Annotated in this window: 25 protein-coding genes and 1 tRNA gene; 7 read left to right on the top strand and 19 right to left on the bottom strand. The window is 77.1% G+C overall.

The genetic code is table 11. From position 1 onward, the window contains the following. Positions 1 to 25: 25 nt before the first annotated feature. Entirely contained in the window at positions 26 to 1,003 is a 978-nt protein-coding gene (selD, locus tag IEY94_RS13145; RefSeq protein WP_189170433.1) for a selenide, water dikinase SelD, read from the bottom strand. Positions 1,004 to 1,180: 177 nt separating this feature from the next. Between selD and IEY94_RS13140 the strand changes: the two genes are divergently transcribed. From IEY94_RS13140 to IEY94_RS13130, 3 genes are all read left to right on the top strand, one after another. Further along, a tRNA-Sec gene (locus IEY94_RS13140) sits at positions 1,181 to 1,276 on the top strand. A gap of 100 nt (positions 1,277 to 1,376) precedes the next feature. Continuing rightward, on the top strand, positions 1,377 to 2,666 hold the full coding sequence (selA, locus tag IEY94_RS13135; RefSeq protein WP_189170432.1) for an L-seryl-tRNA(Sec) selenium transferase: 1,290 nt from the start codon (positions 1,377 to 1,379) through the stop codon (positions 2,664 to 2,666). Then, positions 2,666 to 4,459, top strand: coding sequence for a selenocysteine-specific translation elongation factor (locus tag IEY94_RS13130; protein WP_189170431.1), 1,794 nt, complete (start codon positions 2,666 to 2,668; stop codon positions 4,457 to 4,459). The genes selA and IEY94_RS13130 overlap by 1 nt, the downstream gene beginning before the upstream one ends. Before the next feature lie 44 nt (positions 4,460 to 4,503). Here the strand turns inward: IEY94_RS13130 and IEY94_RS13125 are convergent, their stop codons facing one another. The 13 genes from IEY94_RS13125 to paaA all read right to left on the bottom strand — a co-directional run bounded on the left by IEY94_RS13125 (position 4,504) and on the right by paaA (position 13,838). Then, positions 4,504 to 5,058, bottom strand: coding sequence for a hypothetical protein (locus IEY94_RS13125; protein ID WP_189170430.1), 555 nt, complete (start codon positions 5,056 to 5,058; stop codon positions 4,504 to 4,506). An 18-nt stretch (positions 5,059 to 5,076) separates the two neighbouring features. Continuing rightward, positions 5,077 to 5,235 carry a hypothetical protein gene (locus tag IEY94_RS13120; protein ID WP_189170429.1) on the bottom strand — a complete coding sequence of 53 codons (159 nt, stop codon included), beginning with the start codon at positions 5,233 to 5,235 and terminating at the stop codon, positions 5,077 to 5,079. Continuing rightward, on the bottom strand, positions 5,232 to 5,813 hold the full coding sequence (locus IEY94_RS13115) for a hypothetical protein (RefSeq protein WP_189170428.1): 582 nt from the start codon (positions 5,811 to 5,813) through the stop codon (positions 5,232 to 5,234). Before IEY94_RS13115 ends, IEY94_RS13120 begins: the two co-directional genes overlap by 4 nt. Next, positions 5,810 to 6,319 (bottom strand): hypothetical protein, encoded by a 510-nt coding sequence (locus tag IEY94_RS13110; RefSeq protein WP_189170427.1) that lies wholly within the window; start codon positions 6,317 to 6,319, stop codon positions 5,810 to 5,812. Before IEY94_RS13110 ends, IEY94_RS13115 begins: the two co-directional genes overlap by 4 nt. Beyond that, positions 6,316 to 6,969 (bottom strand): hypothetical protein, encoded by a 654-nt coding sequence (locus tag IEY94_RS13105; RefSeq protein ID WP_189170426.1) that lies wholly within the window; start codon positions 6,967 to 6,969, stop codon positions 6,316 to 6,318. The genes IEY94_RS13110 and IEY94_RS13105 overlap by 4 nt, the downstream gene beginning before the upstream one ends. A 141-nt stretch (positions 6,970 to 7,110) precedes the next feature. After that, complete coding sequence (locus IEY94_RS13100; RefSeq protein WP_189170425.1) at positions 7,111 to 8,595, bottom strand: ATP-binding protein; 1,485 nt, start codon at positions 8,593 to 8,595, stop codon at positions 7,111 to 7,113. 58 nt (positions 8,596 to 8,653) lie between these two features. Next, positions 8,654 to 9,439, bottom strand: a complete 786-nt coding sequence (locus tag IEY94_RS13095) for a Scr1 family TA system antitoxin-like transcriptional regulator (RefSeq protein ID WP_189170424.1) — start codon at positions 9,437 to 9,439, stop codon at positions 8,654 to 8,656. Further along, positions 9,417 to 9,866, bottom strand: a complete 450-nt coding sequence (locus IEY94_RS13090) for a DUF6879 family protein (RefSeq protein ID WP_373291287.1) — start codon at positions 9,864 to 9,866, stop codon at positions 9,417 to 9,419. The genes IEY94_RS13095 and IEY94_RS13090 overlap by 23 nt, the downstream gene beginning before the upstream one ends. Before the next feature lie 125 nt (positions 9,867 to 9,991). Next, the gene (paaE, locus tag IEY94_RS13085; RefSeq protein ID WP_229783798.1) at positions 9,992 to 11,104 is read right to left on the bottom strand and encodes a 1,2-phenylacetyl-CoA epoxidase subunit PaaE; all 1,113 of its coding nucleotides are present in this window, start codon (positions 11,102 to 11,104) and stop codon (positions 9,992 to 9,994) included. A 19-nt stretch (positions 11,105 to 11,123) separates the two neighbouring features. Next, entirely contained in the window at positions 11,124 to 11,609 is a 486-nt protein-coding gene (gene paaD / locus IEY94_RS13080) for a 1,2-phenylacetyl-CoA epoxidase subunit PaaD (RefSeq protein WP_189170422.1), read from the bottom strand. A gap of 5 nt (positions 11,610 to 11,614) precedes the next feature. After that, positions 11,615 to 12,388: a 1,2-phenylacetyl-CoA epoxidase subunit PaaC gene (gene paaC, locus IEY94_RS13075; RefSeq protein WP_189170421.1), complete on the bottom strand. Its 774-nt coding sequence runs from the start codon at positions 12,386 to 12,388 to the stop codon at positions 11,615 to 11,617. Next, complete coding sequence (gene paaB / locus IEY94_RS13070; RefSeq protein WP_189170420.1) at positions 12,385 to 12,744, bottom strand: 1,2-phenylacetyl-CoA epoxidase subunit PaaB; 360 nt, start codon at positions 12,742 to 12,744, stop codon at positions 12,385 to 12,387. Before paaB ends, paaC begins: the two co-directional genes overlap by 4 nt. Beyond that, positions 12,741 to 13,838, bottom strand: a complete 1,098-nt coding sequence (gene paaA / locus IEY94_RS13065; protein ID WP_189170419.1) for a 1,2-phenylacetyl-CoA epoxidase subunit PaaA — start codon at positions 13,836 to 13,838, stop codon at positions 12,741 to 12,743. Before paaA ends, paaB begins: the two co-directional genes overlap by 4 nt. 200 nt (positions 13,839 to 14,038) lie before the next feature. Here paaA and IEY94_RS13060 point away from each other — a divergent pair, with 200 nt between their 5' ends. Then, entirely contained in the window at positions 14,039 to 14,950 is a 912-nt protein-coding gene (locus IEY94_RS13060) for a hypothetical protein (protein WP_189170418.1), read from the top strand. A gap of 15 nt (positions 14,951 to 14,965) precedes the next feature. Here the strand turns inward: IEY94_RS13060 and IEY94_RS13055 are convergent, their stop codons facing one another. From IEY94_RS13055 to IEY94_RS13040, 4 genes are all read right to left on the bottom strand, one after another. Continuing rightward, on the bottom strand, positions 14,966 to 15,349 hold the full coding sequence (locus tag IEY94_RS13055) for a hypothetical protein (protein WP_189170417.1): 384 nt from the start codon (positions 15,347 to 15,349) through the stop codon (positions 14,966 to 14,968). Positions 15,350 to 15,511: 162 nt separating this feature from the next. Then, a complete protein-coding gene (locus IEY94_RS13050) occupies positions 15,512 to 16,357 on the bottom strand; it encodes a menaquinone biosynthetic enzyme MqnA/MqnD family protein (RefSeq protein ID WP_189170416.1) in 846 nt (281 codons plus the stop codon). 157 nt (positions 16,358 to 16,514) lie between these two features. Then, positions 16,515 to 17,744 (bottom strand): chymotrypsin family serine protease, encoded by a 1,230-nt coding sequence (locus IEY94_RS13045; RefSeq protein ID WP_189170415.1) that lies wholly within the window; start codon positions 17,742 to 17,744, stop codon positions 16,515 to 16,517. A 63-nt stretch (positions 17,745 to 17,807) separates the two neighbouring features. Further along, positions 17,808 to 18,065, bottom strand: a complete 258-nt coding sequence (locus IEY94_RS13040) for a hypothetical protein (protein ID WP_189170414.1) — start codon at positions 18,063 to 18,065, stop codon at positions 17,808 to 17,810. Positions 18,066 to 18,267: 202 nt separating this feature from the next. Here IEY94_RS13040 and IEY94_RS13035 point away from each other — a divergent pair, with 202 nt between their 5' ends. The 3 genes from IEY94_RS13035 to IEY94_RS13025 are packed head-to-tail and all read left to right on the top strand — an operon-like array spanning position 18,268 to position 21,408. Further along, the gene (locus IEY94_RS13035; RefSeq protein ID WP_189170413.1) at positions 18,268 to 18,645 is read left to right on the top strand and encodes a hypothetical protein; all 378 of its coding nucleotides are present in this window, start codon (positions 18,268 to 18,270) and stop codon (positions 18,643 to 18,645) included. Positions 18,646 to 18,650: 5 nt separating this feature from the next. Beyond that, positions 18,651 to 20,759 carry a sensor histidine kinase gene (locus tag IEY94_RS13030; RefSeq protein ID WP_189170412.1) on the top strand — a complete coding sequence of 703 codons (2,109 nt, stop codon included), beginning with the start codon at positions 18,651 to 18,653 and terminating at the stop codon, positions 20,757 to 20,759. Positions 20,760 to 20,763: 4 nt separating this feature from the next. Beyond that, a complete protein-coding gene (locus tag IEY94_RS13025; RefSeq protein ID WP_189170411.1) occupies positions 20,764 to 21,408 on the top strand; it encodes a response regulator in 645 nt (214 codons plus the stop codon). On the opposite strand, the gene IEY94_RS13020 is transcribed toward IEY94_RS13025, so the two are convergent. Beyond that, positions 21,312 to 22,325 carry an EamA family transporter gene (locus tag IEY94_RS13020; protein WP_189170410.1) on the bottom strand — a complete coding sequence of 338 codons (1,014 nt, stop codon included), beginning with the start codon at positions 22,323 to 22,325 and terminating at the stop codon, positions 21,312 to 21,314. The genes IEY94_RS13025 and IEY94_RS13020 overlap by 97 nt on opposite strands. Positions 22,326 to 22,454 lie beyond the last annotated feature (129 nt).

Below are 22,454 nucleotides of genomic sequence, written 5' to 3'. Positions count from 1 at the left end.
CGGCACCGGCCGCGGCCGGGCGCGGTCAGCGCAGGTGGATGCGGGGCGGGCCCGCGATCAGTTCGCCGATGATCGGGGCGTTCGGGATCCCGCCCGCCAGGAGGAGGCCGCCCGAGGTCTGGGCGTCGGCCAGGAGGAGGACCGTCTCCTCGTCCGCGGTGCCGGGGTCCAGGTGGGGGGTGACCCAGTCGAGGTTGCGGCGGGTGCCGCCGGAGACGTGGCCGTCGCGGACCGCCCGCCGGGCGCCCGCCAGCAGCGGTACCGCCGCCGCGTCCAGCACCGCGCCCACGCCGCTGGCCCGGCACAGCTTGTACAGGTGGCCGAGCAGGCCGAAGCCCGTCACGTCCGTGGCGCTGCGCACCCCGGCCGCCACCGCCGCCCGGGCGGCGTCGCGGTTGAGCGCGGTCATCGACGCCACCGCCTCCGGGAAGACCTCGCCGGTGGCCTTGTGCCGGGAGTTGAGGACCCCGACGCCGAGCGGCTTGGTCAGCGACAGCGGCAGGCCGGGGCGGGCGGCGTCGAGGGTGAGGAGGCGGTCCGGGTCGACCGTGCCGGTCACCGCCAGCCCGTACTTCGGCTCGGGGTCGTCGATGCTGTGCCCACCGCCGATCGGGCAGCCGGCCTCGGCCGCGACCGCGGCGCCGCCGCGCAGGACCTCGCCCGCCAGGTCCAGCGGGAGGGTCTCGCGGGGCCAGCTCAGCAGGTTCAGGGCGACCAGCGGCTCGCCGCCGACGGCGTAGACGTCGGAGAGGGCGTTGGCGGCGGCGATCCGGCCGAAGTCGTACGGGTCGTCGACCACGGGGGCGAAGAAGTCCGCGGTGGCCACGGTGGCCCGGCTGCCGCCCGGGGTCCGGACGACGGCGGCGTCGTCGCCGTACGCGAGCCCCACCAGCACCCCGTCGGACCCGCCGCCGCCGAGCGGGGCGACCAGGCGCTCCAGCTCGCCGGCCGGCAGCTTGCAACTGCACCCGCCGCCGCGGGCGTACTGCGTCAACCGCACCATCGGCCCACCCTAGCCACCCGCCGGCGCCCCGGGCCGAGGTGGCGGGTCGGGGCCGCGCGGGCCGGGGCGGCGGGTCGGCGCCGCACGGATGGAGGCGGCGGCCGCACGGATCGGGGCGGCCGGTCGGCGCCCGCCGACGGACCCCGCCCGGCCGGGGGTCGTGGCTAGGATGGCGCCGGGGGTGTGTGGGTGCCTGGTGGCCCTCCCGGTCTTCAACACCGGTGGGCGGCGCGCGGCGTCGCCGGCGGGTTCGATTCCCGTCCACCTCCGCCACCGCGCCCGCCGCCCGCGCGCGAGCACCGACGGCCGCCGCGGTGGCCCGGTCGGACGCCCGGGCCGCGAGCACCGGCGGACGGGGAGGCAGGAGTGGGGCATGGACGCGCGGCGTGACATCCCGCGGACCGACGCGGTCCTCGCCGACCCGCGGCTCGCCGCCGCGCTGGCCGCGCTCGGCCGCCCGCTGGTCAGGGCCGCCGTCACCGCCGCCGCCGACCGCGCCCGGGCCGGGGCGCTGGCCCCGGCCGAGGTGGTCGGGGCCGCGCTGGCCGCCCTCCCCCGGTACGCCAGCGGCCTGCGGCCGACGATCAACGCGACCGGCGTCCTCGTGCACACCAACCTCGGGCGGGCGCCGCTGTCCGCGGCGGCGCGGGCGGCCGTGGACGCCGCCGCCGGTACCGTCGACATCGAACTCGACCTCGCCACCGGCCGCCGGGCGCCCCGCGCGCGGACCGCGGTCGCGGCGCTGCGGGCCGCCGTGCCGGACGCCGCGGACGCGCACGTCGTCAACAACAACGCCGCCGCCCTCGCGCTGACCGCCGCCGCGCTCGCGGCCGGCCGGGAGATCGTCGTCGGCCGCGGCGAGCTGGTGGAGATCGGCGACGGGTTCCGGCTGCCGGACCTGCTGACCGCGGCCGGTGCGCGGCTGCGCGAGGTCGGCACCACCAACCGCACCCGGGCCGCCGACTACGCCGCCGCGCTGGGCCCGGACACCGCGCTGATCCTCAAGGTGCACCCGTCGAACTTCCGGCAGACCGGGTTCGTCGCCGAGGCGTCGGTGGCCGAGCTGGCCGCGCTCGGGCCGCCGGTGGTGTACGACATCGGGTCCGGGCTGCTCGCGCCGGAGCCGCTGCTGCCCGACGAGCCGGACGCCGCCACCGCGCTGCGCGCCGGCGCCGCGCTGGTCACCGCCAGCGGGGACAAGCTGCTCGGCGGCCCCCAGTGCGGCCTGCTGCTGGGCCGGGCCGACCTGGTCGCCGCGCTGCGCCGGCACCCGCTGGCCCGGGCGCTGCGGGTGGACAAGCTCACCGCCGCCGCGCTGGAGGCCACCCTCACCGGCCCGCCGCCGCCGGTCGCGGCCGGACTGCGTACGGACACCGCCTCCCTCCGGCACCGCGCCGCGGCCCTGCTCGCGGGGCTGGGCCCGGCCGCGGCCGGGGTGGCCATCGTGGACACCGACGCCACGGTCGGCGGCGGCGGCGCGCCCGGCGTGGTCCTGGCCGGGGTGGCGCTGGCGCTGCCGGCCGGCGCGGCGGCGCCGCTGCGCGCGGGGGACCCGGCGGTCCTCGGCCGGGTCAGCGGCGGCCGGCTGCTGCTGGACCTGCGCAGCGTCCCGCCCGCCGACGACGCCGCGCTCGCCGCCGCGCTGGCGGAGCTGGGCGGCTAGTGCACATCGTCGCGACCGCGGGGCACGTCGACCACGGCAAGTCGGCGCTGGTCGAGGCGCTGACGGGGACCCACCCGGACCGGCTCGCCGAGGAGCGCCGCCGCGGCCTGACCCTGGACCTCGGGTTCGCCTGGACCGACCCGGCGGCGGGCGGGCCGATCGCGTTCGTGGACGTACCGGGGCACCAGCGGTTCGTCCCGACGATGCTGGCCGGGGTGGGGCCGGCGCCGGCGGCGCTGCTGGTGGTCGCGGCGGACGAGGGGATGCGCGCCCAGTCGTACGAGCACCTGCGCGCCCTGCACGCCCTCCGGGTGGCGCACGGGCTGCTGGTGGTCACCAAGACCGACCTGGCCGACGCCGGGCCGGCGCTGGCCGGGGCGCGGGCGGCGCTGGCCGGTACGTCGCTGGCGGGGGTGCCGGCCGTACCGGTGAGCGCCCGCACCGGCGCCGGCCTGCCGGAGCTGCGCGCGGCGCTGGACCGGCTGGCCGCCGGCCTGCCCGCGCCCGACCCGGCGGCCGACGTGCGGCTGTGGCTGGACCGGGCGTTCACGATCGCCGGCGCCGGTACGGTCGTCACCGGCACCCTGTCCGGCGGGACGCTGCGGGTCGGCGACGCCCTGCTGCTCGGCGACGTGCCGGTGCGGGTCCGCGGGTTGCAGGCGCTCGGGGCGGCCCGGGAGTCGGTCGCCGCGGCGGCGCGGGTGGCGGTGAACCTGCGCGGGGTACCGCGTGCCGCGGCCCGCCGCGGCCTGGCGCTGCTGACGCCGGGCGCCTGGCTGACCGCCGACACGGTCGACGTCCGCCTCGACCCCGCCCCGGACGACACCCGGCCCGGCCGCACCGCCCGCGGCGGCGGGCGGGAGCGGATCGGGCGGGACGGGATGCTGCACGTCGGGTCGGCCGCGGTCCCGGTGCACGCCCGCGCCCTCGCCCCCGACCTCGCCCGGCTGCGGCTCGCCCGGCCGCTGCCGCTGCGGGTCGGCGACCGGGCGCTCTGGCGGGACCCCGGCAGCCACGCGATCGTCGGGGTCGTGGTGCTGGACGTCCGCCCGCCGCCGCTGGACCGCCGGCACCGCCCGGCCGACCGCGCCGCCGCGCTGGCCGGCGGGGTCCCCGACGGCGCCGCGCTGCTGGCGGCGCACGGCCTGCGCCGCGGCGCCGAGCTGCGGGCGATGGGCGTGACCCCGCCCGGTACCCCGGCGGCGGGCGACTGGTACGCCGACCCGGCCCACTGGGCCGCCCTGCGCGGGCGGCTGGCCGCGGCGGTGGCGGCCTACGCGGCCGGGAACCCGCTGCACCCGGCGATGCCGGTGGAGGCCGCGGCGGCGGCGCTGGGCGTCGCCCCGGAGGTGGCCGGGGCGCTGGTGGCCCCGCCGCTGGTCCGCCGGGGCGGGCGGATCGCCGCGGGCGACGCCGGGCTGCCGGAGCCGGTCCGGGCGGCGGTGGCGGCGCTGCTGGCCGGGCTGGCGGACGCGCCGTTCGCCGCGCCGGCCGCCGACCGGCTGGCCGCGCTGGGCCTGGGCGGCCGGGAGCTGGCCGCCGCGGCCCGGGCCGGGCTGCTGCTGCGGCTGCCGGGCGGGGTGGTGCTGGGCCCGGCCGCCCCCGCGGCGGCGGCCGCCCGCCTGGCGGAGCTGCCGCAGCCGTTCACGGCCAGCGCCGCCCGCCTGGCCTGGGGGACCAGCCGCCGGGTGGCGATCCCCCTGCTGGAGCACCTGGACGCCACCGGCCGCACGATCCGGGTGGACGACGCCCACCGCCGCCTGTCGGACCGACCACCCGCCGACGGCGCCTGACCCCGGCCGACGTGCCGCCGCGCGGCCGGATCAGCGCGTCGCCGTCAGCCGCCGGCCGACCACCACGCCGCGGCCAGGCAGGCCAGGGCCGCGCCCCAGCCCAGCGCGTGCAGCAGCGGGCGGTACCGCTGGTACGCCGCGTCCCACGCCGACGGGTCGCCCGACCCGACCGAGGCCCGGACCATCACCGTCCGGCCGGCGCCGAACGCCGCCCCGACCGCCGGCGCCAGCCACCACGGCGCGACGAGCAGGGCCACCCCGAGCGCGACGTACGGCACGTGGCTCGGCATGAACGTGCGCAGCCCGGTACCCATCTCGAAGCCGAACCGCAGCGCCCCCGACCCGTCCGTCTCGACGATGATCGAGCTGGGTACCTGCCGTCCGTTCTGCGGCAGCCGCCAGGGCAGGACGGTGTCGCAGCCGAGGCAGACCAGCACCAGGGCGCCGAGCAGCGCCCAGCGCCAGCCCGCCGGCAGGGCGGCCTGCGCGACGGCCGCGGGCAGCAGCAGGAGCACGCCGGTGGCGGCCCCGCCGAGCACGAGCCCGCGGTTGAAGTACGTGACACTCCGGGCACCCCGCCAGACCGACGAGGCCAGCAATGCAGCCGAGTTGTGGCTTCAAACGGAGCCGGACACGGAGTGCCCGGCGACCACGGCCAGCCCGACGGCGGCCACGAGCAGCCCGACCGGCCCGCCCGGCCACGCGGCGGCGGCGAGCACCGCCGCGGCGACGGCCAGCGCGACCGCGACGCCGACCGGGACCGGCCGGCGGCTCACGGTACGGCCGGGGTCGCGCCGGGCTCGTTCCGGCAGGACGTGGTGGCGTAGTGGGCCCGGCCGCTGTGCGCGTCCCGGACCCGGACGTACCCGTCCCAGCAGTTGATCGTGTGGCCCTGGCTCTTCCAGTACCAGCCGGCGTACCCGCCGCAGGTCGGCTCCCACCCGTACGCGTACGTGCCGTCCGGCGTGCGGACGGTGTCGGTGCGGTGCTGCCCGTCCTCGGCGCAGTACGTGCTGGCGATCAGCTCCCGCCCCCAGCACGGGGTGTCGCCGGGGATGTCCAGCTCCATGCACGCCTTCGGGTGCAGCGAGCTGCGGCCGGGCGCGGTGCGGGCGTACGCGGGCAGCCGCTCGCCCAGCCAGGTCAGCCCGGACAGCGCCAGCGCGCCGGCGCCGGCGAACGCCGTACGCAGGAAGGTCCGCCGCCCGAACCCGCCGGCCCGGACGGGGCCCGCGGGGGCCGACCGGGGGGCGGGCACCGCCGGGAGCGCCCCGGCGGCCGGGACGGGCCCGGCGCCGCGGGCGAGCGCGCCCGGCGCGAAGCCGGGGATGTCGGCGAAGAAGTCGGCGCTCACCGGGGCGCCGCCGTCTCGTCCACGACGAGCGCCGCGCACAGCTCCTCCAGCCGCCGCACCGAGCCGACCGGCTCGGTCGACCGGACGACGCCGTGGTGGTCGACGGTGGCCAGCGCCGGCTGGTACGCCAGCAGCAGCGGCGCGGAGAGCTGGGACTGGAGCAGCAGCCGGTCCTCCGGGTCCAGCTCCCAGTGCGCGGAGCCGTCGGCGCTGAGCACGGCGGTGTGCAGGCCGCGGGCGCGCAGCAGCCGGGCGGCGCTGGCCCAGGCCGGGAAGACGGTCTTGCAGGTGGCGCAGCCCTGCGAGACGACGAGCACGGCCGTCAGCACCTCGGGGCGCGGCGCGGCCAGCTCGTGCACCCGGGCGGTGCCGGTCGGCCCGCCGGACGGTGGCGGCGCGGCGTTGCGCAGGGCGCGGACCTGGACGGTCAGCGCCGCGTAGCCGGCCGCGAGCAGGCCGATCGCGACCCAGGACAGCACCAGGGCCGCGGTCAGGATGGCGATCATGCGGGTACCTCCGCCCAGTCGAGCCGCAGCGAGCCGAGCAGGTCGGCGACGGCGGCGTCGGTGGCGTCGGGCTCGACGCCGCGCTCGTCCCGGACCATGGCCACGGCGTTCTCCCCGGCGTGCACGAAGTAGCCGCCGGTGCCGGGCGCGAAGCCGGCGGTGGTCGCCCAGACCTCGCCGTGCGCGACGGCCTTGCCGCGCTGCTCCGGAACCAGCCCCGCGGCCTCGGCGCGCGGGTAGACGGTGACGGTGCCGACCCCGGCGACGTACCGGCGGCCGCTCAGCCCCCACAGCCGGACGGCCGGGACCGGCCGCAGCACGAGGCCGTCGGGGTGGTCCGCCGGGCGCAGGTCGTCGAGCAGGGCGAGCACGTCGGCCAGCCGCGGGGTGGGGCCGGCGCCGGCGACCATGAGGTCGTGGTGCGGCCCGGCCAGGCCGGCGAGCCAGCGCGGTTCGGCGGCCGTACCGCCGGTGCTGAGCGCGACCTGCTGCCCGCGGAAGGTGACCGCCTCGGCCCGCTGCGGGAACTCCCCCGCGCGCCGGGCGAGGTATCCGGCGGCGCCGACGGTCAGCCCGACGGCGGCGTGCGGCGCGGTGACCCGCAGCGTCCAGAACCAGTCGTCCGGCAGCGCCCCGGCGACGGCGGACATGCGGAGTACCCGCCCGTCCGGCGCCCGGCTCGTCCGGGTGTGCCGACTCCGTGATACCTCGTCGCGCACCGCATCCACCCCCTCGGGACAGCCGAAATTCCATGCATCATATTCAATGAAACAAGCCTCGCGGTCCAGGGTTCAATCGGCCCCCCGGACCATGGCGGCCAGATCGACGAGCAGCAGGTCCGCCCTGGTGGGAGCGGTCCGCCGCAGCCCCTCGGCGAAGCCGTACATGCTGAACAGGACCAGTCGGGTCCGATCGGTCCGATGGCCCCGATCGGACAGTACCGCGCGAATGCGATCCAGTCGGTCGATGTCGGCATGCCCCCGCGGTACGACCGTCGCCTTGGCCTCGCCGATCACGGTCACCTCGGCCCGCCGCCCGCCCGACCGGAGCCCGAGAACGTCGATCTCGTGCTGCGCCCGCCCCCGGGTGTCCCGGACCACCGCCGCGGCGATCAGCCCGCTGCGCTCGCGCAGCTCGGCCGGGGCGTGCCGGCGCAGCCACTCCCGGGCCAGGTACTCGAAGTGCGGCCCGACGACCCGCGCGCTGTACGCCGGGCGGGCGTCCCGCCAGGCCGCGGCGGCGCCGCCGGTCTCCACCAGCTCGTACCGGGGCACGGTGACCGCATGATGGAACCGGACGATCGGGTCGGCGAGGGTCAGCACGGTCCGCCGCTCCCACAGCGGGTCGACGTCCCGGCGCAGGAAGCCGGCGGCGACGAGCGCGTCGATGGGCCGGGTGAGCGTGGTCCGGTCCCGCCCGAGCAGCCCGCCGATCTTGGCCGGGCTGCTCGCCCCGGCCGCGACGGCGCCCAGGATGCCGTAGTGCAGGGCGCTGCCGGTGAACTTCGGGTCCTCGCGCAGCAGGTACTCGGTCTCGCTGCGCGAGTACAGCGCCTGGCCGGGGTTGAGCACGGTCCCGGCCACCCAGCCGGCGACGTCGGTCTGCCGGCGCGGCGCGCGCGGCGCGAGGTCCCGGTAGCCGGGCGAGCCGCCGAGGATCGCGTGCAGGTGCAGCGCCGCGGCCGGCTCCTCGACCCCCCAGTACCCGGCGGTGGTGGGCAGGTCGAACGCGTCCAGCCGCAGGTCCAGCACCGCCCGCCCGCGCAGCGCCTTCGTCCCGGACAGCAGCTCCCGCATGACCGACATCGCCGACCCGCACAGCACCACCCGCCCGCCGCCGGGCCCGTCGCCGGCCCGCGACCGGTCGTACAGCAGTTGCAGCACCCCCACGACCTGCGGCGAGTGCGCCAGCCAGTACGGCAGCTCGTCGATCACCAGCAGCCCGCCCGGCCCGCCGTGCCGGACGACCAGCTCGACGGCGGTGCGCAGCAGCTCCTCCCAGCTCGCGTCCGGGCCGAGCAGGTCGACGCCGACGCCGGCGTACCGGGCGATGTCGCCGGCCAGCCGCAGCCGGGCGGCCCGCGAGTCCTCCTCGGCGACGCCGGTGACGAAGAGCCCGCCGGTACCGGCGGCGAGGGCGCGCAGGAGGTAGCTCTTGCCGACGCGGCGGCGGCCGGAGAGGACGGCGATCCGGACATGCGGGTCGGGATGGGACAGGAAGTCGTCGAGCGCTGACCACTCGCGGTCGCGGCCGATCAGGGTGGCAGGTGGCTGCATGCGGTACCCCCAATTTTGTATGCATGCAAGCATACAAAATTGGGCCCACTCATGCGGCCTACCTGAACGGTCGGTCCAGCGCGTCGAGCGCCCGCGTGATGATCCGCCGGGCGGCGGCGCCGTACACCGCGAGCGATTGCAGGTGCGCGAACAGCCGGACGGAGATGTCCACCTCCGCGGGCCTGGTGACCTTGATCTCCGCCGACGGCGACTCGAAGAACACGACCGACACGTACGGCTTCCCGAGGTGGGCGAGCAGTGCCACGAGCTGCTCGTCATGGGCCGCGCAGTAACGCGTGCGAATCGCGTTCTCGGCCAGCACGACGACGACCCGCTTGGCCGGATTCATCGCGTGCGCGGCTCGGCGCAGCCGAAAGGAGGCCGCTTCCGCAACGTCGTCCGGGATGTCGTGGAAGCCGCGCCAGAAGTCGAGAACCCCGCGCGCGTACTCCTCGGTTTGCAGAATGCCGGGGATGACGTTGATCTCGTGAATGCGGAAGAGTTTCGTCCGGGCATAGTGGTTCAGCGAGCCCGGCCGGGCCGCGCCCTTCATGCCCTGCCGCACCACGGTTCGCCACTCCACGTAGGCGTCCTCGACGCTCCGCATCGCGGCGACGGGGCCCGGCAACTCCTCCTCGGCGCCGCAGGCCCGGCACCAGCCCCTCAGGTTGTCCAGCGTCGGCGTGACCCGCCCGTGCTCGATCTTGCTCACGCGGGTGAAGTGCACCCCGGACAGGTCGGCGAGCGCACGCCCCGTCAGCCCGGCGTCCCCGCGCAGATGCCGCAGTCGTGCGCCCAGCGCCCGGCGGCCGCGGGCAAGCTCAGAGCCGGGGTCGGTAGGCACGGTGGTCCGTGGCCAGTTTCCAGACGTCCTCGAAGACCGCGGAGCAGAACCGCACGACCGCGGGATCCTCGGTCACGAACAGGCCGGTGACCACGCCGTCGCCGCTGTACCGCAGGAACATGACCTCCGCGCCGTCCAGGACGTAGAAGTCGCTGCCCGGCAACGGACCAGCGAGGATGTCGCCGCGGGAGCACCACCGGGTCTCCTCGCCCGCGGCCACGATGCGGTGCAGGATGGAGTGGATCCAGCGGTGGTACTCGCTGATCGGCTCGCTGACCACCTTGATCCGGCGCAGGGTGCATCCCCGCGCCCGCAGGGCGCCGAGCAGCGCACACCAGTCGTCGAGGTACCCGAGGTCGTCGGGCTCGCCCCGGCGCCACCGCTCGAACGGCTCGACATCGAGGTCGACGCCGTACGAGTCGCGCAGTTCCAGGTGCGCCCAACTCCGCTGGATGCCGCTGTACCGGGCGACGAACGCCTCGTCGCTGATCTCCCGTCGCGCAGCGGCCCGGTCATGCCACGAGGCTATCGCCGCCGAAACAGCGGACGGGGTCAGGCGTCGAAATCGATCTCCAGGGTGTCGGTGAGCGGGCTGGACTGGCAGGTCAGCACGTACCCCTCGGCGACCTCGTCCGGCTCCAGGGCGTAGTTGTGCGCCATCTCCACCTCCCCCTTCACCACCTTCGCCCGGCAGGTCGAGCACACCCCGCCCTTGCACGCGTACGGCAGCTCCGCCCGCACCCGCAGCGCCGCGTCCAGCACCCGCTCCCCGCGGGACATCGCGAACGTCGACGCCCGCCCGTCCAGCGTGATCGTCACCTCGGTGTCGCCGGCCGCCGCCTCCGGCGCCCCCGCCGGGGCCGCCGCCGCGGACGCCACGTAGAACAGCTCGCTGTGCACCGCCCCGGCCGGCACCCCGCGCGCCAGCAGCAGGGCGTGCGCGGTCTCCACCATCTCGTACGGGCCGCACAGGAACCACTCGTCCGCCGCCGCGGGCGGCACCAGCGACGCGAACAGCCGGGCCAGCCGGTCGGCGTCCAGCCGCCCGGAGAGCAGCTCGGCCTCCTGCGGCTCGCGGGAGAGCACGTGCACGACCTGGAGCCGGGTGGGGTACCGGTCCTTGAGGTCGGCCAGCTCCTCGGCGAACATGACGCTGCGGGCGTACCGGTTGCCGTACACCAGCGTCACCGTGCTCGCCGGCTCGGTCTCCAGCGCGGTCGCGGTCAGCGACAGCACCGGGGTGATGCCGGAGCCGGCGGCGATGCCGACGTACCGGCGGGCCCGGTCCGGGTCGAAGGCGGTGGTGAAGTGGCCGAGCGGGGGCAGCACGTCCACGGTCTGCCCGACCCGCAGGTGCGCCGCCGCCCAGGCCGAGAAGGAGCCGCCGGGGATGGCCTTGACGCCGATCCGGACCGTCCCGGCCGCGGCGAGCTGCGCCGGCGTGGAGCAGATCGAGTACGAGCGGCGCACCTCCTCGCCGCCGTCGTCCACCCGGCGCACGGTCAGGTGCTGCCCCGCACGGAACGCGAAGTCGCCGCGCAGCGCCGGCGGTACGGCGAAGGTGATCGCCAGCGCCTCCTCGGTGAGCTGGTCGATCGCGGTCACGGGCAGCGCGTGGAAGACCGGCCGGCGGCGGGCCGGCTGGCGGATCGTCACGCTGGCCAACGCCGGCCTCCTCGGGGGTTCACAGCGGCTTGAAGTGGTCGAACGGCTCCGCGCACGCGCGGCACCGGTACAGCGCCTTGCACGCCGTCGAACCGAACCGGCTCAGCTCCTCGGTGTCCATCGTGCCGCAGCGCGGGCAGCGTACCGAGAGGCGCACCGGCACCGGCCCGGCCGGTCCCCGCGCGGTGGGCGGGGCCACGCCGGCGGCGGCGAGCTTCGCCCGCCCCGCGGCGGTGATGTCCTCAGTGGACCACGCCGGGTCCAGCACCGTCACGACCGCGACCCGGCCGTACCCGGCGGCCCGGACCGCCCGGCGCACGTCGGCGCGGATCGCGTCCATCGCCGGGCAGCCGGTGTACGTGGGGGTGATCGTGACGGTGACCGCGCCGTCGGCGTCGACCGCGACGTCGCGCAGGATGCCCAGCTCGGCGATGCTGATCACGCGCAGCTCGGGGTCCGGGACGGCCGCCGCGGCCGCCCACGCCCCGTCCGGCGGCGCGAGCACGGCCGTCACCACCGGGCGCCCGGGTGGGCGCGGTGCAGCGACTGCATCTCGGCCAGCAGGTAGCTCAGGTACTCGGTGTGCAGGCCGTCCCGCCCGCCCGCGGGCGCCGGGGCGTCCGCGGGCGGGGTCAGCGTCGCCCCGGCGAGCAGCGGCGCGACCGTGGCCAGCCACGGCTCGCGCAGCGTCGCCGGGTCGACCGGGCCGCCGAGCAGCGGGGTGAACAGCTCGGTGGCGTACGGCCACAGCTCGTCCAGCGCGGCCTGCGCCCGCCGGTGCGACTCGGCCGTGCCGTCGCCGAGCCGGAGCAGCCAGGTGCCGGCGTGGTCGAGGTGGTACGCGACCTCCTTGCGCGCCTTGGCCGCGATGCCGGCCAGCCGCGCGTCCGACCCGGCGGCGAGCCGGTCGTACAGCGCGACCTGGTACGCCGACAGCAGCGTCAGCCGGACGATCGCGTGGGCGAAGTCGCCGTTGGGCAGCTCGACCAGCAGGGCGTTGCGGAACTGGCGGTCGTCCCGGCGGTACGCGAGCGCGTCCTCGTCCAGCGGCCGCTCGGTGACCGGCAGCGGGCCGCCGGGCCGGGTGGGCAGCGCGGTGTCGGGCACGTCGGCGGCGTAGGACAGCAGCAGGCGGGCGGCGCCGAGCTGGTCCAGCGCGATGTTGGCCAGCGCGATGTCCTCCTCCATCGCCGGGGAGGAGGCGTACCACTCGCCGAGGCGCTGCGCGGTGACCAGCGCGTCGTCGCCGAGGGCGAGCAGGTAGTCGAACAGGCCGGCCGTCACAGGTGCGACACCCCCTCGGGGACGTCGTAGAAGGTCGGGTGCCGGTACACCTTGTCGGCGGCCGGGTCGAAGAACGCGTCCTTCTCGTCCGGGCTGGACGCGGTGATCGCGCCGGCCGGGACGACCCAGATGGACACGCCCTCCTGCCGCCGGGTGTACAGGTCGCGGGCGTGCCGCAGGGCGATGGTGGCGTCGGCGGCGTGCAGGCTGCCGACATGCCCGTGCGCGAGCCCGCGCCGCGGCCGCACGAACACCTCCCACAGCGGCTCCCCGCCGGGGGCGGCGGGCGCGGCGGCCCCGGCCGGGCCGGTGGGGGCGGCGGCCGGGCCGGTGGGGGCCGGGTCGTGGTCGGTCATGCCGCTGCCGCCTCTCGCTGCCGCTGCTTCGCCGCGTACGCCGCGGCCGCCTCGCGGACCCACTGCCCGTCGGCGTGCGCCTTCTGCCGGAATGTCATCCGCTGCCGGTTGCACGGCCCGTGGCCCGAGATGACCCGCATCAGCTCGTCGTAGTCGGGCTGGGTGTAGTCGTGCGCCCGCCGCTGCTCGTTCCACTCCAGGTCGGGATCGGGCAACGTCAGGTTGAGATGCTCCGCCTGGTCGACGCACATGTCGACGAACCGCTGCCGCAGCTCGTCGTTGGAGAAGCGCTTGATCTTCCAGGCCATCGACTGCGCGGAGTGGGTGGAGTCGGCGTCCGGCGGGCCGAACATGGCCAGCGACGGGTACCACCAGCGGTCCACCGCGTCCTGGGCCATCGCCCGCTGCGCCGGGGTGCCGTGCCCGAGGACGTGCAGCACCTCGAAGCCCTGCCGCTGGTGGAACGACTCCTCCTTGCAGACCCGGATCATCGCCCGCGCGTACGGCCCGTACGAGCAGCGGCACAGCGGCACCTGGTTGACGATCGCGGCGCCGTCCACCAGCCAGCCGATCGCGCCCACGTCGGCCCAGGTCAGGGTGGGGTAGTTGAAGATCGAGCTGTACTTCTGCCGGCCGCTGACCAGCATCTCCACCAGCTCGTCCCGGCTGATCCCGAGGGTCTCGGCGGCGGCGTACAGGTACAGCCCGTGGCCGGCCTCGTCCTGCACCTTGGCCAGCAGGATGGCCTTGCGCTTCAGCGACGGCGCCCGGGAGATCCAGTTGCCCTCCGGCTGCATCCCGATGATCTCGGAGTGCGCGTGCTGGGCGATCTGCCGGATCAGCGTCTTCCGGTACTTGTCGGGCATCCAGTCACGCGGTTCGATCTTCTGGTCGGCGGCGATGACCGCGTCGAAGTACGCCTGCAGCGCGGCGGCGTCCCCGCCGGTCGCGCCGACGGCGCGGCGGGCGGCCGCGGTCAGCGCGGCCTCGGCGGCGGCCACCTCGCCCAGCAGGCCCTCGCCGAGCACCGCGGCTGCGGCGTCGGCGTGCGGGTCGGGCGTCTCGTCGGGCGCCCCGAAATCGTTCCCGTACACCCCACCAGTGTTACAGCTCGCGGCCAATATCGCCAAGTTGTGTTACATGACGTGCCGGCCAACCGGCGGCTGCCGGCGCCGGACGGTCCGAGCTGCCCGGCGGGGCCGGCCATTCGACCCCCCGCACCCAGCCAACGCCGAGGTTGCCCCCATACACTTCGGGCCACCCCGAGCAAACCCCCCGCACGGAGTACATCCCCATGACGCGCCTCCCCCCGGCGTCGCACCGGCCGTCCCGGAATTCCCGGGTGTTCCGTACCGGCGCCCTCCTCCTCGTCGCGGCGATCGCGATCGGCCTCGGCGTCCGGTACCTGCCGGACGCCGTCGGCTCCCCCCAGTGGGTCGGCATCGGCGCCGGCCTGGGCAACGCACTGCCCGGCCCGGACCCGACGGTCCCGCCGAAGCCGCGGCCCACGCTCGCCCCGCTGGCCATCCGCCCGGTCCGGCTGACGCTGCCCGACCGCGGCCTCGCCGAGTGGGCGATGCTGGACCGGCGCACCGGCCGGATCTACGGCTCCGCCGGCATGGCCGAGCCGAACAACACGGCGTCGCTGGTCAAGGCGTGGATCGCCGCCGACTACCTGCGCCGTCGCGCCGTCGCGGGCGAGGAGCCGACCCCGGCCCGGCTGGAGCAGCTCCGGGTGATGATCCGGGACAGCGACAACGAGGCGGCGATCGAGCTGTACGAGGTCCTCGGCGGGCTGGCCTCCGGTAAGCGGATGATGACCGTGTGCAAGCTGTCCGACGGCACGCCCAGCGGCAACTGGAGCGTCGTCCGGCTCTCCGCCCGGGACGTCGCCAAGCTCGGCGGGTGCATCGCCAGCGGCCGGGCGGCCGGGCCGCGGTGGACGAGCTGGCTGCTGGGTGAGATGCGGCAGGTCCGCGGCGTCGGCGACTTCGGGGTGCGGGACGCGTTCAGCGGCAACGAGCGCGACGGCATCGCCATCAAGAACGGGTGGATCGCGCGCGAGGAGACCGGGCTGTACGAGGTGAACTGCCTCGCCATCGGCGACCGGTGGGCGGTCGGCGTGGTCAACCGGTACCCGGCCGAACTGGACATCACGTACGGCGCGGAACTCTGCCGGAAGGTCGGCGCGGCCCTCCGCGTCTGACCGGGCACCCGTCGGCTACAGCTCGTCCAGTGCCCCGGTGATGAGCCGGCGGGCGTCCCGGCCGTAGCGGGCCATCACATGAAGCTGCCGCCAGGTCTTCGCGTACAGGGCGATATCCTGCGGCTGCGTGATCGTGATGGCGGCGGAGGGCGTTTCGATAGCGAGGACCCAGCCCGCGAGGGCACCGAAGCTGCTGTGGAAAATCTCCACCCCGCTCACGCGGCCGGACCAGGCGACGCCGGTGCTGCCGGGGCAGGTCTCCCCGCGGAAGGTGACGTCGGTGATCCGGACGTCCGGCGGGTCGGTCGCCGCCGCGGCGCCGGGCGCGGCGATCCCGATACCGGCCAGGGTTGCGGTGGCGATGAGCGCGGCAGTGCGCGGCAGTCGTCCGTGGACCATGTCGTAACCCCCGTTACGCTGACCGCCGGCTCCCCGCAGGATAAGCGCGGGCATCGATGGCCGACAGGCCCCGAACGGCCACGATGGACCGACCGGGGTGCCGCGCGCGACCCCACCGCTGAGTCCGATACGGACGGTGCGACGGAGACGCGCCGGCCGGGGTCAGCCGGGGAAGAAGGCCGGGCCGTTCGCGGGTAGTGCCGGGGCTTCGCCCATCGCCGCCGCCCGCCGGGCGAACTCCCGCAGCCCCGCCACCTGCCGCTCCCCCAGCGCGAAGTCGATCGCCCGGAAGTACCCCGCCAGCGTCGCCGGCGACAGGCTCTCCCAGCGGGCCGCCGCCGCGGCGACGGTGTCCAGCTCGGCCAGGCACAGGTCGCGCGAGCGCAGGAACGCGTCGTGCACGCCCTTGACCAGCCCGGGGTGGGCGGCCGCGAAGTCCCGGCGGACGGCCCAGACGGCGAAGACCATCGGCAGGCCGGTCCAGTCCCGCCACTGGGCGCCCAGGTCGACCACGGTCAGGCCGGGGGCGGGGTCGAGCCGGGCGCGCAGGGCCACGTCGCCGATCAGGACGCCCGCCTCGGCCTCCAGCAGCATCTGGGTGGGCTCGGGCGGGCAGCGGAAGTAGGTGGGCCGGACGCCGTACCGGCTGGCCAGGATCATCCGGGCCAGCAGCACCCCGGTGCGGGACGTGGAGCCCAGCGCGACCCGGGCGCCGTCCAGCTCGGCCAGCGGGCGGGTGGTGACGAGGTTCACCGACTGGACCTCGCCGTCGCTACCGACGGCCAGGTCGGGGAGGAGGAGCAGCTCGTCGGCGTGCCGCAGGTACTCGACCAGGGAGATCGGGCCGATGTCCAGGTCGCCGGCGACCAGGGCGGTGTTGAGCCGGTCCGGGGTGTCCTTGGCCAGCTCGACGTCGAGCAGGGCGCCGGAGCGCATCAGCCCCCAGTACAGCGGCAGACAGTTCAGGAACTGGATGTGCCCCACCCGCGGCCGCCGCACCTCGCTCATGACCTCACGGTAACGACCGCCCGCCCGCTCCGCCCCGTGACCCCGACCACCCCGCCCCGCCGGCGGCCGCCCCGGGCGGCCGCGGGCGGCGGGTGGCCGGGCGCGCCGGGCGGGGAGCGGCGGGCCACCCCCGCCGCTCCCCGGTTCCCGTACGGCGTCAGCCGGTGATGATGGTCGAGTTGTGCCGGACCAGCGCGTTCATCACGTCGGCGTACCACATCCGCCAGGCGCAGATCCGGTTCCCCTCGCCGGTGCAGGCCACCGCGGTGTTGCCGTCGATCGCGGTGTTCGTACCCAGCGCCCGGGCCCGGCCGCCCTCGTCGGCGAACGCGGGGCCGCCGCTGTCGCCCTGGCCGACGGCGTTCTGCCGGTACCACTGCTCGGCGCGGACCAGCGGGCCGACCACCCCGATGCCGGTGATGTTGACGTACTCGCCGGTCCGCTCGACCCGGATCGCGCACCGGGTGCCGGAGAACGAGCCGGAGGTGCAGATCCACTGGCCGGGGAAGCTGTACCCCGCGCCGACCACCGGGAACGACGTCGCCGCCGCCGGGTCGCCGACGTAGATCCGGCCGCCGGCGCTGGCCGGGATCACCATCGTGTCCTGGTACCGGTACTTGGCCACCGCGTTGCCGACCGTCCGGCCGGTGGGCGTGGTGAACCGGTCGCCGCTCTCGCCGCAGTGCGCCGCGAACAGCACGCCGGTGATGCCCAGCGACCGGTCCCGGACGCCGAACCCGCCGGTGCACCGGCCGCCGCGGGTGGCGTTGTGCACCCGCGAGCCGCCCCAGTAGGCGGGCGTGTCGTCCAGCCGGCTGTACGCCGGGTCCGCCGCCGTGCCGCCGGTGACCCGCAGCGCCACCCCGGCCACCGTCGCCGGCGCCGCGGACCGGGCCGCGGTCGCGCCGCCGGTGACCGACACCTCCAGGGCCGAGGCATCCGGGGCCGCGCCGACCCGGACCACCCGGGCGCCGCCGACCGTGCGGGTGCGCAGCACCTGCTTGGCCGCCGCCGCGAGCTGGGCCGCCGAGTACCGGGCCGCGCGGACCCGGGTCGCCGCGCCGACCCGCTGCCGGACGGCCGCCGGCACGCTGCCCTGCCAGTACAGGTCGATCCGCCGCTGGTCGACCGCCAGCGCGATGCCGGCGTAGCCGGGCCGGTGCGCGGTCGCCGCCCGCAGCGCGGTGGCCGCCGCCGTGAGCCGCGTCTGGACGGCGGCCAGTGCCGCCCAGGACGCGAAGCCGGGCGGCGGCGTGCCGGCGATGTCGGCCAGCGCGGCCGGGCGGGCCGCCTTGCGCGGCGCGGCGTCGGCCAGGCCCGCGCCGCCCAGGGTGGCCGCGGCGAGCGCGGCCAGGGCGGCGAGCACCCGCGGTGTGATGAACTCCATGTATTTCCTCCCGGTGAATGTGCCGCGGCCGGACGCCGCGGCGGTGAGTGGTCGTCCCCCGCGTCAGCCGCGGGTGCAGTGCGTCGGGTACAGGCGGTCGACCAGCCGGCGGGCCCAGGCCGACCGCGGTACCGCGGTCTCCGGGTGGTCGCCGTACTCGGTCGCCATTGCGGCCAGGCAGCCGCGGGTCCCGCCGTGGGCGCGCAGCGCCCGGCGGATCGCCGCGTCGGCGCGGCGTCGCCCCGCTCGGCAGCCGGTGGCCAGATCGCTGGCGAACAGTGCCTCCACGCGGGCCGCGGTCAGCTTCTCGGTGCTCCCCATCGGTCCCACCCCCTCGGTCGTGCTTCTCGCTTGTCCTCACCGTCGCGCCGGCGGCGTCCCCGGCGCCGGGGTCGCTTGTCCCGCCGGGTCGGGACAAGCGCCCGAGGTGCTGCGCCGGCCGGGCCCGCGGCGGCAAGCTGGGAGTCAGCCGGGACGCGGCGGCACGGGGGCCGTCGGGACCGGCGGGAACGGGGAGGCAGTCATGGGGCTGAAGTGGCCGGTGATCGCCATCAGCGGGAACCGCTGGGCGTGCACCTACAACAGCGAGCCGGACTTCGAGCTGGCCGTGCTCGACAAGGAGCTGCCCGACGGCGAGGTGGACTTCTTCGACGTCACCGGGCAGCGGGCGGCGCGGGACGCCGACGGCGGGGCGACCCTGGTCCCGGCGCTCGGCGAACCGGGCGGCGCCGATCTGCTCCGGGAGCGGGTGCTCGCGGTCGCGACCGCCGGCATCCGCGAGGGCGACCTGGTGGACGTGCTGGCGCTGTTCGGCCCGCTGCCGGCGGCGGCACCGGCGGGCCTCGGCGCGGCCGGCGGGCACCGGTGCGGGTTCTGGTGCAAGCTGCTGCGGCACCACTGAGGACGATGGGCAGCAGCGCGCGGACACTCCTCGGCGGCGGCCTGGCGGTGGGGCTGGCTCTGGCCGGCCTCGCGGCGGGCGGCGGCCGGGGAGTGCCGCAGAACATCTGGCAGTGGTCGGTGCTGGCCGCGGCGTTCGCGCCGTTCGGCCTGGTGGTGCTGCGCCAGCACCCGGGCCACCGGATCGGCCGCGGCCTGGTCGCCGCGGGCGCGCTGGCGGCCGTCGAGGTCGTGGCGCTGTGCGGCAACGCGTGGGGACCGGCGGCGTGGCTGAGCCAGTTCGCCTGGTTCGCGCCGTACGCGGCGCTCGGCCTGACGCTCCTGGCCTTCCCGGACGGCCGGCTGCCGTCGCCGCGCTGGCGCCCGCTGGCGTGGCTGATCGCCGGAACGGCGGCGGTCGTGACGGTGGCGCTCGCCGGTGCGGCGCTGGACCACCCGCACGACCTGCTCACCGGCGACCCGGCGCTGGCCGGGCGCGCGGGGGTGCTGGTCGACGTCGCCCGGTACGCCGCGATGGCCTTCCTCGCCGGGCTGCTCGGTGCGGTGGCCAGCGTGGGAGTGCGCTGGCGCGGGGCGGCGCCCGAGCTGCGCCGGCAGCTCGCCTGCCTGCTCGCCGGCGGGCTGGTCCTGCTCGCCGGGATCGCGCTGGACATCTTCGCCGTCCCGTGGGCGGGGACCTGCGCCGCCGTCGCGCTGCCGCTGGCGATGACGGTCGCGGTGCTGCGGTACCACCTGTACGCGCTGGACCAGGCGATCAACCGCACCCTGGTCTGGCTGATCATGAGTTTCCTGGTGGTGGTCGGCTTCTTCGCCCTGGTGTACGTCCTGCGCGACGTGCTCCTGCGCGCCTGGGCGCCGACCGCCGCCGGGCAGTCCGACCTGCTCGCCACCGTGGCCGTGGCGCTGTGCTTCGCGCCGGTCCGCCGGCGGGTACAGCGGGGCGTGGACCGGCTCGTGTACGGCGACCGGGACGACCCGTACCACGTGCTCACCCGGCTCGGCGAGGTACTCGGCCGGACCGTCGAGCCGACCGCCCTGCTGCCGATGCTCGCCGACACGATCGGCCGGTCGCTCCAGGTCGGGTACGTCGCCGTCGAGCTGGCCGGCGCGCCCGCCCCGATCGAGTACGGCAGCCGGACCGCGCACGTCGAGGCGTTCCCGATGGTCGTGCACGGCGAGCGGGTGGGCCGGCTCGCCGTGGCCACCCGGCGGCCGGGCAGCCGGTTCACCGCCCGGGAGCGGCACCTGCTCGCCGACGTCGCCACCCAGGCGGCCGTGGCGGCGGAGTCGACCCGGCTGACCCGCGACCTCCAGCGCTCCCGGGAGCGGCTGATCGCCACCCGGGAGGAGGAGCGCCGCCGGCTGCGCCGGGAGCTGCACGACGGGCTCGGGCCGACGCTGACCGGGATGGCGATGCAGGTCCGCGCCGCCAGCCGGCTCGCCGGCCCGGCCGACCGGGTCACCCCGCTGCTCGCCGCGCTGGCCGACGACCTGCGGCTGTGCAGCGCGGAGGTCCGCCAGCTCGTCGACGGGCTGCGCCCGCCCGCGCTGGACCGCGGGCTGATCCGGGCGCTGCGGGCGCAGGCGGCCCGGTTCACCGGGCCGGGCCTGGCCGTGGCGGTCGAGGCGCCGCCGGACGACACCGAGCTGCCGGCGGCCATCGAGGTCGCCGCGTACCGGATCGTCGCCGAGGCGCTGCACAACGTCGCCAAGCACGCCCGGGCGACGCAATGCACGGTGACCGTCCGGTGCGGGCGGGTGCTGGAGCTGACCATTCGCGACGACGGCGCCGGCCTGCCCCCGGCCGGGGGTGACCGGGCGGATTCGGCTCCGGTACCGGCGGCGGCGCGCGACGATACGACCATGGCGCGCAACGACACGACCATGGTCCGCAACGACACGACCATGGGGTACGGCGGCGCGCTGCCCGCCGGCGTCGGGCTCGCCTCGATGTGCGAGCGGGCGACCGAGCTGGGCGGGGACTGCACGGTCACGTCCGGCCCGGCGGGTACGACGGTCGCGGTCCGGCTGCCGACGGTGCTGACGGCGCCGGCGCCGGAGCGGGCCGCCGGGTCGGCGGAGCGGGTCGCGGTACCGGTACCGGAGTGGGGGTAGCGGGATGCTGGCGGCGCGGCGGGTCCTGATCGTCGACGACCACCCGGTCGTCCGCCGCGGTCTCGGCGCGCTGCTCCAGACCGAGCCGTGGGTGGCCAGCGTCGCCGAGGCCGCCACGGTGGCGGAGGCGCTGCGCGAGGCGACGGCCGGCCGGCCGCACGTCGTGGCGATGGACCTGCTGCTGCCCGACGGCGACGGCCTGGACGCCGCCGGGCGGATCCTGCGCCTGGTCCCCGGCGTCCGGATCCTGATCCTGACCATGACCCGCGACGACGGCGCCGCGGCCCGGGCGCTGCGGGCGGGCGTGCACGGGTACGTGGTCAAGGACGCCGACCCCGACCTGGTCGTCGAGGCCCTGCGCACGGTGGCCGGCGGCGGCAGCGTGCTCGGGCCCGGCCTGGGCCCGGCGCTGATGACCGCCCCCGCCGGCCTGCCGCCGCCGCTGGACCGGCTGACCGCCCGCGAGCGGGACATCGTCGGCCGGCTCGCCGCGGGCAGCTCCAACGCGCGGATCGCGCACGCGCTGGGGCTGAGCGAGAAGACGGTCCGCAATCAGCTTTCGGCGATCTTCGCCAAGCTGGGCGTGGGCGACCGGGTGCAGGCGGCGCTGCTCGCCCGCGACGCCGGCCTGGTCGCCGCGCCCCGCTGACCGCCCTCGCCGCCGCCCGCCCGCCCGACCACCGCCGCACCGGACCGCGGTCCGCCGAGGCCGAGGAGCAGGCCCGCGGCGACGACCGCGATGCCGACCCAGACCAGCGGGCGCGGCGCCGGTCCGCCCAGCGCCACCCCCGCCGCCGCGGCCGCCACCGGCGCCACCCCCGTGAGCAGCCCCGCCCGGCCGGCGCCGAGGCCGTGCACGCAGCCGTACCAGAGCACGAACGCCGCCGCCGTCACCCCGACGGCGAGGTACCCGACGGCCAGCAGCTCCGCCCGGCCGAGCCGGGTCACGGCGCCGACCCCCTCGACCGGCAGCGCCAGCGCCCCGAACACCGCCGCCGCCAGCCACGTCGTGTGCACGGACACCCCCCACGGGCCGTGCCGGTCCAGCAGCGGCACGGCGAGCAGCGTGAACGCCGCCTCGCCCGCCAGCACCACCGCGGCCAGCGCCAGCCCCGCGGCGTCCGCCCGCCCGACGCCCTGGACCAGCGCCGCCCCGGCGGTCACCACCGCCGCCGCGACCAGCAGCCGGGCCCGCGGCCGCCGCCGCTCCAGCACCGGGCCGAGGGTGGCGAGCAGCACCGGTACGCAGGCCACCGCCACCCCGAGCACCGCCGGCTCGGCGTGCGCCGCGCCCCGGACCAGCGCCAGGTTGAACACCACCAGCCCCGCCCCGGCCACCCCGAGCAGCCACAGCCACTCGACCCCGCGCGGGGCGACGACCCGCCGGCCGGCGAGCCGGGCGAGGGCGAGCAGGAGCAGGCAGGCCCCGGCGTACCGGACGGCCTGCGCGGTCAGCAGCGGCGCCGCGGCGAGCACGCCGGACACCGCCACGCTGCCGCCGACGAGGACCATGGCCGCGGTACCGGCCAGCGCGGGGGTTGCCCGGCGGGGCACTCTGGGGTTCATGGGCCCATGCTGCGGGGCATGATGGTCCACGGACAGGGCCACTGGACGCGCAAGGAGGCGGACCAATCCGCGGCGCCGACTTCCTCCACCTCGACCCCACCGCGGCCCCCCGCCACGGCCTGGCCGGCT

Source organism: Pilimelia anulata (assembly GCF_014647895.1).
GTDB lineage: Bacteria > Actinomycetota > Actinomycetes > Mycobacteriales > Micromonosporaceae > Pilimelia > Pilimelia anulata.
This window is presented reverse-complemented; position numbering and strand designations above follow the sequence as displayed.